Source organism: Rufibacter aurantiacus, from assembly GCF_017916345.1.
Classification (GTDB): domain Bacteria; phylum Bacteroidota; class Bacteroidia; order Cytophagales; family Hymenobacteraceae; genus Nibribacter; species Nibribacter roseolus.
Genome location: NZ_JAFMSV010000002.1, coordinates 186,958 through 198,000, shown reverse-complemented (window position 1 = coordinate 198,000; position 11,043 = coordinate 186,958). Strand labels below are relative to the sequence as shown.

Here is an 11,043-nt window from a genome sequence, read left to right as displayed (position 1 = left end):
TGCGGACGCACGGAAGATGCCGGCACTTCTTACCCAAATCCAACCTATTGAGCAAAGCCTTTATTATGAAGAAAATTTTACTCATCCAGTTTGTCTTGATGTTCTGCCTGATTAGCCAGGTCTGGGCGCAGACACGAACCGTAACGGGCAAAGTCACCACTCCCTCTGGTGAGGCAATGGCAGGCGTTACGGTGCAACTAAAAGGAACCACCACCGCATCCCCCACAGACGCAAACGGCAATTACTCCATCATTGTCCCCGCGCAAGGGGGCACGCTGGTGTACACCTTTATTGGTTATGTAAACCGGGAGGTGGTCATAGGAACCCAGAACACCATTAACGTGACCTTGGCCGAAGACGCTGAGCAGTTGAGCGAGGTGGTGGTGACGGCGGTGGGGATTGAACGCCAGAGAAGGGAGGTAAACTACGCGGTGCAGGACGTGAAAGGCGACCAAATAGCCCAGAAATCTGAGCCCAACGTGGTGAACGCCCTGCAGGGGAAAGTAGCCGGGGTGGAGATCATTTCCTCCAGCGGTATGCCCGGGTCAGGTTCCCAGGTTTTTATCCGGGGGCTTTCCTCAGCTACGGGTAATAACCAGCCGCTTTTTGTGGTAGACGGGGTGCCTATCAGCAACAACACGGCGTATTCTTCTAACCCTACCGTAGGCGGGGCTTCCTACTCAAACCGGGCGCTGGATATCCACCCCAATGACATTGAGTCCATGACTGTTTTGAAAGGGCCAGCCGCCGCGGCCTTGTACGGGGCCAGGGCCGGGAACGGTGCCGTGATTATCACCACCAAACGGGGCCGGGCCGGGGATGTGGAGATAACCTTTACCTCTTCCTTTAACCTCCAGGAAGTATATGGGCTACCCAAATACCAGAACGAATACGGGCAGGGCATCAACGGTCGCTACAACCAGTCTTCCACAGACAGCTGGGGCCCTAGGTTCGGGACGCCGGGGCTGGACTCCGTGCCCAACGTGGCCGGGAACCCCATGACCAAGCTGGCCTACCGGGCTTACCCAGACAACGTGAAAGATTTCTTCCAGACCGGTAAAATCTGGGACAACGGCATCACGCTCTCCAGCGGGAACGAGAAAATGCGCTATATCTTCAGCGCCAATACCACAAACCAGGAGGGGATTATTCCGGAAAGCGGCCTTGACCGGTACACCCTGCGGGCGGCCGGTAATGCCACGCTGGGGCACGGCTTCTCCATAGACGCCTCGGTGCTCTATGCCAAGACAAATCAGGAGGGATCCTTGCAGGGTAACTCCGGGTCCAGCCCATGGTTCACGTTGCCCTTCATCCCCCGGAGCTTTGACATCCAGAACGTGCCCTATAAACTGCGGGCTGGGGTGCAGGCGCCTTCCTTGTTCACGCAGCTGAACCGTGACAACCCTATGTGGAGCGTGAAAGAGTCTTTCTATGACAGTGAGGTGAACCGGTCCATTGTGAGCGCCACGTTCAACTATAACCCCACTTTCTTCAAAGACCTCACCGCCACTTACCGCGTAGGTATTGACCAGTACTCAGATGACCGGCTGCAGGCCTACGGCTACGGCTCCTACAACTCAAACGGGAACACCGCTTTGAACCGCCGTGGATCTCAGCTCTATGAAGACAACCGGTTTCTGTCTGTGAACCATGATTTGTTTGGGGTGTACCAGAAGGACCTTTCCCCGGATTTCAACGTGAGGGCCCTGGTAGGAACCCAGGTCAATATGATAGACACCAAGCGCAATTCTATACGCGCAGAGGACCTGCTGGTGCCGGATTTCTACAACCTGGCCAACCACCTGCCTTCCACCACCTTTGCCACCAATTATCAGACGGAGCGGCGTTTAGTGGGCGTTTATGGGCAATTGGGCCTGAACTTCAAGAATTGGTTGTTTGCCGAGTTCACCGCCCGTAATGATTGGTCCTCTACGCTGCCCACTGCCAACAACAGCTATTTCTATCCGTCGGTTAGCTTAGGCTTTGTCTTCACAGATGCCCTGCAGCTTGGTAATGATGTGTTGAGCTACGGTAAACTGCGGGCCAGTTTCGCCCAGGTGGGGAACGACACCGATCCTTACCTGACCAACACCTTCTACATTACCCAAAGCTTCGGGAACAACGTGGCGGGCCTCAGTTTCCCCTTCAACGGTACCACGGTGGCCTTTACCCGCAACGACCGGCGGGGCAACATGAACCTGAAGCCTGAGTCTAAGAAATCTTACGAGATAGGGGCGGAGTTCACCTTCTACAACGGCAGGGGAAGCCTGGATGTCAATTACTTCAATAACCGCACCACAGACCAGATCCTGAGCTTGACCGTGCCCAGCTCCACCGGGTTCACAGATTTTACCACCAACGCCGGTAGAATAGACAACAAAGGATGGGAGATTTCTGCCAATGCCACGCCGCTGGCCATGGAAACCGGACTCCGGTGGGATATAGGCGCTAACTTCACGCAACTGGAAACCGAGGTGGTAGAACTGGCCCCCGGGCTGGACCAATTCAACCTTTCCACCGGGTACATTGACCCCAGCTCAGGAAGCAGCGGGGCAGGGTTCTCGGGCCTGAGTCCGTTGCTGCAGCCAGGTCAGCCTTTCGGGATATTGCAGGGCACCAAGTTCAGGAGAACCGATGACGGCCAACTCATCATTGACCCCACCAACGGGCTGCCCATCATTGACACCAACCCCCAGATCATAGGAGACCCTAACGCCGATTGGTGGGGCAGTCTGACCAACACGTTCTCCTTCAAAGGATTCAGCCTGAGTGCCCTGGTGCAATACGTACACGGCGGCGACTTCTATTCAAGGCAAACCCAGATTGCCCGTTTCAGGGGTGTTTTGGAGGAAACCGCCGAAAACCGGGATCAGCCGTTCATGTTCCAGGGCGTGCTGGCCAACGAGCTAGGGCAGCCCACTACCACGCCCAACAACATCCAGATCACGGCGCAGCAGTATTGGACCACCTTCAACAATGCCTCTGAGTTTGCCGTCTTTGACGCTTCTGTGTTGAGGCTACGGGAGGTGAGCGTGGGCTACACTTTCCCCGCCACACTGCTGGCCAAGACCCCGTTCAAAGCCGCCAGTGTCACTTTAACGGGTCGCAACCTGCTGTTCTACGCCCCCAACCTGCAGCACGCAGATCCGGAATCAAACCAACTGGGCGCCAACACCCGGGGGTTTGAGTTCAATTCTCCGCCATCGGTGCGCAACTACGGGGTTAACCTTCGCTTCACTTTCTAAACCTGGGAGGACAATGTTATGAGACAGTATCTAAAAATATGCAAGACCCTCTGGTTGGCCCTGGCCCTGGTGGTAGTCAGTTCCTGCGATGATTTCCTGGATGTGAACACCAGCCCCAACAACCTGCCGGCCTCAGATGTGCAGTACATCCTGCCCGGAGCAGAGCTGGGGATTGGTTTCGTGATGGGGAACACCATTCAGCTCGTGAATTCCCTTTGGGTGCAGCACATGGCCGGCACCGGTACCCAGTCAGACCCCTATGACCGCTACAACATAACCCCCGCCGATCTGGACAATGAGTGGGATGTGATGTACGCGACCTTGCTGGATGACCTGCAGCAGGTGAAAGTGCAGGGAAGGGAGGAAGGCAACTTCATTCATGCCGGCATGGCGGGCGTGCTGCAGGCCTACGTCTGGGCCGTCACCTCCGACATCTGGGGCGATGTGCCCTTCTCCCAGGCGCTCAACTTTGACCAGTCTGCTACACCCGCCTATGATCCGCAGCAGAATATCTACGCCGGCATCTTCACCATCCTGAATGACGCCATTGCAGATTTGGGCAAGACCAATGTAATAAGCGCCGGGGAAGGCGATTTGATCTACGGCGGAAACGCGGCCAAATGGACCCGGGCCGCCAATTCAATCAAGCTGAAACTGTACCTCCAGAGCCGGAAGAAAAACCCCGCTGAGGCCACCACCGGTATCAATGACCTGATTGCCTCAGGCCAGCTCATCACCTCCAACGCCGATAACCTCAACGTGCCTTTCTTCGCTTCCTCCGGGGCGCAGAATCCTTTGTACCAGTACAACCATCTCACCCGCCCCAATGACATGGTGGCCAGTACCCGGTTCCTGGATTCCTTGCAGGCTCTGAACGATCCCCGTCTGCCCGCCATCCTCACCCAAGTTGGCGGAACGTATGTAGGCTATGATAACGGCTTGCACACCCTGCAGAACTTCACCAACCCTAACCGGTCCCGCTGGGGGCTGTACATTGTGGGCAAGGGCCAGAACGCGGCCAACGGGACCATTAACGTGGCCGTGCCCGGTGACCAGGCACCTTTCCGGCTGATTACGGCTTACATGGTGCACTTCTGGCTTGCGGAGGCGGCGCTTACCCTGGGCACCACCGGTGATCCGGCGGCCCTGTACCGGCAAGCCCTACAGGCGAATTTTGATGATATCTCCTCTTTCCTGGGGGCCACGTATACCCCGGCCAATTTTGCGGCAGACGCCCAGACCTACATCGCTGCCCGGGAGGCCGCTTTCAATGCCCAACCCACCACCGAAGGAAAGCTGAACGTGCTCATCCGGGACAAGTGGGTGTCTTCTGCGGGCAATGCTTACGAGGCCTATAATGATTACCGCCGGACCGGCTACCCCAGATTGGAATTGCCGCAGAATGCCCTGGCGGGCGTGAACCGCATTCCCTCCAGATGGCCTTATGTACAGGGTGAAATACAGTCTAACAGAGACAACGTTCCCATCCCCAATGATGAGCCTTATCCTGCTGCTTTATTGATACCTGTCTGGTGGATGGAGTAAATAAAAGACCTAACCCAATAGAAAGATATGAAAACCAGAAAGCTATACCTCAGCCTGCTAAGCATTGTGCTTGTGGCTTTTAGTGCGTGTGAAAACGATGAATATGATGGGTTGCTGAACACAGATCCTCTGCCCTCGGCCTCCATCACTTTTCCGCAGGCAGTAGAGTCTAACGGCGAAGCCCGGATAGAGGACAATGCCTACATCATCAAGCAGAACTCCATTGCGCAGGGACAGATCTCGGTGCAGATAAAAGTGCCGGAGGGCCGCACCATCCAGGAACTGACGCGGGTCACCGGCCAGCGCTTCCGGAACGGTACGCCGGTGGCACCCAACTACAGCCCTGCGCTTCCCACTGGGTCCACAGCCGCCGCTAACATGGCGCCTAATTCAGCCATCAGCCGAAATACGGCCGGTAACCTGCCCAATACCATTACGGGCGGGCCAGGCAACACCGTGACCTACACCATCTCCACCACAGATTTACCGGCCGTCCTGGCCGACGCTGAAATGCCCACCATAGCAGTAGGTGACGTGATTCGATTGTTCTTCAGGGTAATGGTAGACAATTCGCCTCAGGAGCAGCGGGCCATTGAGGTACGGGTTTACATCACCGGTTAAAATTAGGAGAGGCGTAAAAACCGGCCTTAAACAAAAGCCCTGCATAAAACTGCAGGGCTTTTGTTTAAGGCCGGTTTTTTATAAATCGAATCAGAAACATAATCGCATCTCTCAATGAATAAAATTTCCGGCTGCGCTTTGCTGCTGTTGTTGCTTGCGCCACTTCAGTCTTTGCAAGCGCAGAGTGACACCACGCTTATCCGCACGCACTTCCGGCAGATTCTGCAGACGCCCGGTTTTCGGCACCACGCCAACCCTGCGGCCCTAAACCAGGTAGCCGATTACATGCATGCTACTTTCCGGAGACATACTGAGCGGGTAGAGCGGCAGGTGTACCAGGTAGACGGGCAGTCATACCAGAATGTCATCTGCTCCTTCGGGCCGCAGGAGGCGCCGCGGCTGATTATTGGCGCGCACTACGATGTCTGCGGGGAGCAGGCCGGGGCCGATGATAACGCCAGCGGCACCGTGGGTTTGCTGGAACTGGCCCGTTTGCTCCAGGGACAATCTTTGCCGTTCAGGATAGACCTGGTGGCGTACACTCTGGAAGAGCCGCCGCATTTCCGGACCGAGGACATGGGCAGCCACGTGCATGCCAAATCCCTGGTAGACCAGAAGGTGCCGGTGTTGGGCATGCTGAGCCTGGAGATGCTGGGGTATTTCAAAGACGAGAAGAAAACGCAGGATTACCCAATAGCCCCTTTGAAACTGTTCTACGGTAGCCGGGGGAACTACATCACGCTGGTGCGCAAACCCGGGAACGGCAGTTTCCCCCGGCGGTTCACGCGGCTCTACAAGAAAAATGCGCTCGTGAGAACCAAGTCTATCGCGGCGCCGGCTTTCATCCCGGGCATTGACTTCTCTGATCACCTCAACTACTGGAAATACAACATGCCGGCCCTCATGCTCACCGATACCGCTTTCCTGCGCAACAAAAATTACCACGAGAAAACCGATACCCTGGAAACCCTGGATCTGCACCGGATGGCCCTGGCGCTGGATGGGGTTCTAAAGACAGTTCTGGCACTTGCTGCGGAAAAGTAAAGTCAGCCCAAATACATCATTCCGGGCAAATCTGGGGTCAAGCACCTATCACAAGTGAGGATCCAGAACTGCCCTCATTATGGCTGAATGGAAGTTATAACTGCGCATTAGATGCAGGAAAGGCTTGCGGAAAATTATCTGCAAGCCTTTCCTGTTTATTTTCCCGAAAAGAGGCCCAAAACTGACTCAGAACTCAAGACTCAGAACTCAGGACTTATAACTCAGGACTTATAACCTCCGGCTACAAAAACTCCTCAATATCGCCGGCTCCGGTGCGGAGTACCTCAAATTCATCGTTCTCGCAGTTGACCACCGTAGAGGCCACGTTATTCCCGAAACCGCCATCAATGACCAGGTCTACCAGGTTGCGGTATTTCTCATAGATAAGCTCCGGATCAGTGGTGTATTCCACTACCTCGTCCTCGTCATGGATAGAGGTAGACACAATGGGGTTGCCCAGTTCCTGCACCAGTTGGAGCGAGATGTTGTTGGCCGGAATCCGGATGCCCACGGTTTCTTTCCGCTTGCCGCCAATCTTAGGCACCTTACTGCTGGCCTCCAGCACAAACGTGAACGGACCGGGCAGCGCCTTTTTCATGACTTTGTAGGTCTGGGTAGAGATGCGGGCGTAGTCAGAGATGTGGGTCAAATCATGGCAGATAAAAGAAAGGTGCGCTTTGGCCGGGTTAATGCCCCTGATCTGGCAAAGTCGCTCCACGGCGCGCGCGTTGTGCAGGTCACAGCCTAAGCCGTAAATAGTATCTGTGGGATAGATCACCAAACCACCCTTCTTGAGGATATCCACTGCCTGCGCAATGCTTTTGGGTTGGGGGTTGTCTGGGTGAATCCGGAGGAAAGATGCTTGTGCCATGGGTTAATGTGCTAATGAGTAAATGTGCTGATGTGCTAATTTAGGATGCGGCTTGCAATCCGCTAACAGGTTTTGTGAATCAGTTGACCTATAGATGAACCTCAACTTCAAAAAGTAGTTTCTTCTCACGTTTCAGTGCATACGCTTAAACCCAAAATTCCGTTTTTAAGTCGATTTGTAGAAAACTGCCTTAAAACATAAGGCCGGACCTCAGTTGTGTGGAACCTCAGCGGGAAGAGAGATTTGAAAGCACCAATTAGCACATCAGCACATTTCCCCATTAGCACATTAAATTTGTACCTTTGTCTCCTATGTCAGAACAAAATATACCTGTCACACGTGGTCCAAGGGGGCCGCGTAAGCCTCGCAAGACAAGCAAATGGACCTATGTCCTGGTGGTGCTCATGTTCCTGTTTGTGTGCTTCTCTTACTACGCCTACCAGATTGTCTATACTGCCAACGTAGAGAACAAGGGAGAGCCGGTGTATGTGCTTATTCCCAACGGCGCTACCTATGAGCAGGCCATGGATTCCATTGACTCCAAAAAGGTGATCATTGACCGGCTTTCTTTCCGGTTCATGGCCAAACTGATGGACTATGACAAGTTGGTGAAGCCCGGCCGATATGAACTCAAAAACGGCATGACCAACTATAGGCTCATCGCCAAACTGCGCTCCGGCGACCAGGACGCGGTGAAACTGACCTACACCAACGTGCGCCTGAAAAAGGATTTGGCCAATAAGCTGAGCACCTTCATCAACTCCACTCCCGCTGAGATTGACTCTCTGCTCAACAGCCCCTCGTTTACCAAGAAACTGGGCTTTGACACTACCACCATCCTCACCATGTTCATCCCCAACACCTACGAGATATACTGGACCACCTCGGCCCAGGACATGATGGAGCGCATGAAAAAAGAGTACGACAACTTCTGGACCGAGGAGCGCAAAGCCAAAGCCAAAGACGTGGGCCTCACCCAGCAAGAAGTGTCCATCCTGGCTTCTATTGTGCAGGCCGAACAGTCTGTGCACGCAGATGAGCGCCCGCGCATTGCCGGCGTGTACCTCAACCGTTTAAAGAGAAACATGGCCCTGCAGGCCGATCCGACGGTAGTGTATGCCACCGGCGATTTCACCATCCGGCGCGTGCTCAACGTGCACCTCAGAACACCTTCGCCCTACAACACATACCTGAACAAAGGCTTGCCACCGGGACCCATCAACTTGCCGGCCATCTCTTCTATCAACGCGGTCCTGAACCCCGAGCACCACGAATACCTGTACTTCTGCGCGAAGGAGGATTTCTCTGGTTACCACGCCTTCGCCGTGACCGAGGCTGAGCACAGACGTAACGCTGCCCGCTTCCACGCGGCCATGAACCAGCGCAACATCATGCAGTAACCTGTTTCCGGGCCTTTTTCTTGAAACCGGCCCGGAAACAGCCAACCGCTTACGCTTATAAAAACCTCTTTGTATGGGAAAAGCTTTCTCCTTAGTGCTTCTTTTCTTTTGTGTCTTGATGACAGCCTGCGGGCAGTCTGAACAGAGAGCGCCGGTGCCAGTTCCGTATGATGCTCTGCGGGCAGAATTAGAGAAGATCCATGACACAGACCAAGCCGTAAGGGAAGGGTTTAACCAGGTGAAGGAAGAGGACCGAAATGCTTTTTTCACGAAGATGCAGCGGGTAGACTCCGTGAATCAGATTGCGGTAATTAGGATGTTGGAGAAGTATGGCTGGTTGCCCCAAAGCAAGATAGGAGGGAAGGCCGCCGATGGTTTGTTTCTGGTGGTACAGCATGCTCCTGCCAAGGTCATCAGAAAGTACCTGCCTTCTTTGAAAAAAATGGCCCAGAACGGGGAAGCCAGTCCCACCGATGCCGCCATGATGGAAGACCGCTTACTGATGTTTGAGGGAGAGAAGCAGATCTACGGAACGCAGGCTACCTCTATGGGCCGCGAAGACGGAAAGATGTATATCTGGCCCATAAAAGATAGTAAGCACGTGAACGAGCGCCGCAAGGCCGCCGGGTTCAGAGTCACCGTAGAAGAATACGCCAAACTCATGAACGCCGCCTATAACCCAGAAGAGCCACTGCCAGCGAAAAAGCAGGTGATTCACTAACCCAATCCCTGGTCATGGAAAGACATTGCTTTTCATACCGGGCAAATCACTCCCTCATCCGTTTAAAGGCAGTTTCTTAAAAGGAGACCCTAAACGGAAAGTACCTAAAGAAGAAAGACTGTGTTTGAATCTAACGTGCAGATACGCGTACGCTACGCCGAGACCGACCAAATGGGATACGTCTACTACGGGAACTACGGGGCCTACTATGAGGTAGCCCGTACCGAGACCTTCCGGCAGTTGGGGATCAATTACAAAGAGATGGAAGCCGAGGGCGTGATGATGCCCGTGCTGGAACTGCGGTGCAAGTACATCAGGCCTGCCCGTTATGATGACCTGCTCACCGTCAAACTTCTGCTTAAAACCAAACCCCACGGCGCGCGCATCAAGTTTGAGTACGAGGTCTACAATGAGGCCCAGGAACTCCTGAACATAGGCGAGACCGTCATGGTGTTTGTGGACATGAAAAGCGGCCGACCTACGGCTATTCCTGCTTATATTCATGCCAAAATAGATCCGCATTTCACGGCATGAACATCTACCAGCGCCTGGCCCAGTACCGGTGGTACCGCAAACTCATTGTCCTCCTGAAGCGGATGCGTTTCGGGCAGGAGCAGGTGTCTGTGTACCATGTGCTCAAGGTGATGGTAGACGAACTGAAGATGGACTCGCTCACCAAGCGGTCTTCTTACATGGCGTTCAACTTTACGCTGGCCATTTTTCCCACCATCATCTTCCTGTTCACGCTCATTCCCTACATTCCGGTGGGCCACCTGGACCGCGACATCCTCACCCTGTTGGGCGATGTTATGCCCGCCGAGATCTACACTGTGGCCGCCGATACCATTGTGGACATCGTGAACAAGCCCCGCGGCGGGTTGCTGTCCTTCGGTTTTCTCTTCGCGCTGGTGCTGTCTACCAATGGGATCATGAGCCTCATGGACGCCTTCGACAAGAAGTACAAGACGTTCAGGAAGCGCACCTACCTGCGCAAGCGCCTCATTGCCACTTTGCTCACCATCGCGCTGGCCCTGATCCTGTTTCTGGCCATCGGGGCCATCTTCTTCGGGACGTATATTCTGGATGCGCTGGTGTTCTACGAGGTGGTGACCGAGGCCTTCACCTACGGCCTGATTGTCTCGGTGAAATACGTAGCAGTGGCCTTGCTTTTCTTCCTGGCTACTTCCATGATCTATTATTATGTGCCGGCGGTGCATGACAAGTGGCCCTTTGTGAGCGCGGGATCAGTGGTGGCTACGGTGCTCATCTTTTTGGTGTCCTGGCTTTTCTCGCTCTACATCGGCAAGTTTGACTCCTATAACAAGTTCTACGGCTCCATTGGCGCCCTTATAGGTTTAATGGTTTGGCTGGATTTTGTGTGCATGAGCCTGATTGTAGGCTTTGAGGTGAACATCAGCATTGACGCCCTCACCAAACGCCTGGTAAGAGGGAAGGTGTAGCCTGTTTAACGCCTGTTTTAGATAAAATACCCTCAAAACAGGATTGGACCAGCGCAGGAGCAGAAAAAAACGTACTTTCTTAGAATTTTTTTTGTCTTCTAGGGCTTTGACTTTCAAGGGTTAAAATCAGTAGACG

9 protein-coding genes are annotated in these 11,043 nt (G+C 54.1%); 8 read left to right on the top strand and 1 reads right to left on the bottom strand.

Annotation, left to right across the window (positions count from 1 at the left end; all coding sequences use genetic code 11):
* The first annotated feature begins 65 nt into the window (after nucleotides 1-65).
* The 4 genes from J3P34_RS06270 to J3P34_RS06255 all read left to right on the top strand — a co-directional run bounded on the left by J3P34_RS06270 (nucleotide 66) and on the right by J3P34_RS06255 (nucleotide 6,455).
* On the top strand, nucleotides 66-3,245 hold the full coding sequence (locus J3P34_RS06270) for a SusC/RagA family TonB-linked outer membrane protein (protein ID WP_210487163.1): 3,180 nt from the start codon (nucleotides 66-68) through the stop codon (nucleotides 3,243-3,245).
* An 18-nt stretch (nucleotides 3,246-3,263) separates the two neighbouring features.
* Nucleotides 3,264-4,790, top strand: a complete 1,527-nt coding sequence (locus J3P34_RS06265; protein ID WP_210487161.1) for a SusD/RagB family nutrient-binding outer membrane lipoprotein — start codon at nucleotides 3,264-3,266, stop codon at nucleotides 4,788-4,790.
* 27 nt (nucleotides 4,791-4,817) lie between these two features.
* On the top strand, nucleotides 4,818-5,411 hold the full coding sequence (locus J3P34_RS06260) for a hypothetical protein (RefSeq protein WP_210487159.1): 594 nt from the start codon (nucleotides 4,818-4,820) through the stop codon (nucleotides 5,409-5,411).
* A gap of 114 nt (nucleotides 5,412-5,525) precedes the next feature.
* Nucleotides 5,526-6,455, top strand: a complete 930-nt coding sequence (locus tag J3P34_RS06255; protein ID WP_210487158.1) for a M28 family peptidase — start codon at nucleotides 5,526-5,528, stop codon at nucleotides 6,453-6,455.
* Nucleotides 6,456-6,696: 241 nt separating this feature from the next.
* On the opposite strand, the gene J3P34_RS06250 is transcribed toward J3P34_RS06255, so the two are convergent.
* Nucleotides 6,697-7,326, bottom strand: coding sequence for an L-threonylcarbamoyladenylate synthase (locus J3P34_RS06250; RefSeq protein ID WP_210487156.1), 630 nt, complete (start codon nucleotides 7,324-7,326; stop codon nucleotides 6,697-6,699).
* 311 nt (nucleotides 7,327-7,637) lie between these two features.
* Here J3P34_RS06250 and mltG point away from each other — a divergent pair, with 311 nt between their 5' ends.
* From mltG to J3P34_RS06230, 4 genes are all read left to right on the top strand, one after another.
* Nucleotides 7,638-8,726, top strand: coding sequence for an endolytic transglycosylase MltG (mltG, locus tag J3P34_RS06245; protein ID WP_210463872.1), 1,089 nt, complete (start codon nucleotides 7,638-7,640; stop codon nucleotides 8,724-8,726).
* Nucleotides 8,727-8,799: 73 nt separating this feature from the next.
* On the top strand, nucleotides 8,800-9,447 hold the full coding sequence (locus J3P34_RS06240; RefSeq protein WP_210487153.1) for a DUF6624 domain-containing protein: 648 nt from the start codon (nucleotides 8,800-8,802) through the stop codon (nucleotides 9,445-9,447).
* A gap of 120 nt (nucleotides 9,448-9,567) precedes the next feature.
* On the top strand, nucleotides 9,568-9,981 hold the full coding sequence (locus J3P34_RS06235; RefSeq protein WP_210463874.1) for an acyl-CoA thioesterase: 414 nt from the start codon (nucleotides 9,568-9,570) through the stop codon (nucleotides 9,979-9,981).
* Complete coding sequence (locus J3P34_RS06230) at nucleotides 9,978-10,907, top strand: YihY/virulence factor BrkB family protein (RefSeq protein ID WP_210487151.1); 930 nt, start codon at nucleotides 9,978-9,980, stop codon at nucleotides 10,905-10,907. The genes J3P34_RS06235 and J3P34_RS06230 overlap by 4 nt, the downstream gene beginning before the upstream one ends.
* Nucleotides 10,908-11,043 lie beyond the last annotated feature (136 nt).